At 63.0% G+C, this 867-nt stretch carries 1 protein-coding gene; it reads right to left on the bottom strand.

Annotation, left to right across the window (positions count from 1 at the left end; genetic code table 11):
* A partial coding sequence (locus EN964_RS35880; protein WP_127277551.1) for a PAS-domain containing protein occupies positions 1–867 on the bottom strand: 867 nt, incomplete at both ends.

Here is an 867-nt window from a genome sequence, read left to right as displayed (position 1 = left end):
GATGCATCGTCGGCACCAAACGGATCGATGTCGCGGCTGGCGTCCATCAGATCGCGGAAGCTGCAGCCGATCTCGGCGCGCCGGGCGTCGATCTGCCAGAAATCATAGAAAGCACGGTTGATGATCTCGGTGCGCATATCGGCGTCGAGGACGAGGACACCGATCGGCATCTGGTCGACCATGGTGCGGAGACTGGCGAAGGTCTCGGCGATCTTGGCGTTCGCGCTTTTGATCTCCGCATCGCGTTGCTTGATCTCGGTGACCTCATAATAGGTCAACAGCCGCTTGCCGCCTGACAGCGCCGTCACCGAGAACATCATCGTCCTGCCGTTGGCATGGACAAATTCGCGCGGCGCGACGGATCCGGCGCGAATCTCCTCGAGACGAGTGGCAAGGTAGCGCTGCCATTGCCGTTCGTCGATGTCGCCATAGATGCCGCTGCGGCGGTTGAGCTCCATCAACAGGCTGAACGGAGCGCCGACGCCGACAGCGCCGTCCGGAATCCTCGAGAGGTCGCGATAGGCCTTGTTGACGATCAGCGTGTCGAGCCTGGCGTCGAGGAGCACGACGCCCATCTGCATGGCGTCCATCGTCCGCTCGAGGTCGGCCAGATGCTGGTCGGGCTCGCCGTCGGCCGATGGTTCCGGCCCCGGACCCTTGAAGGCGCCGGCCAATGCCGTGACGTTGCGGCCGATTCCGCGATAGCCGGCAAATCTTCCTTCGTCGTCGAACTTCGGAAAGCCTGATGTCAAGACCCAGCGACAGTCGGCGCTGCCACCCTTGAGTTCGTAGACGAAGTCGCGAAAAGGCCGGTGCGCCTGCAGATCCTCCAAATGCGCGGCGCCACTACGATCGCCGTTCAGGACC

Origin of the sequence: Mesorhizobium sp. M7A.F.Ca.CA.001.10.2.1, from assembly GCF_003998575.1 — a bacterium.
GTDB lineage: Bacteria > Pseudomonadota > Alphaproteobacteria > Rhizobiales > Rhizobiaceae > Mesorhizobium.
The sequence above is the reverse complement of the archived record's forward strand: the minus strand, read 5'-3'. Positions and strand labels throughout refer to the sequence as shown.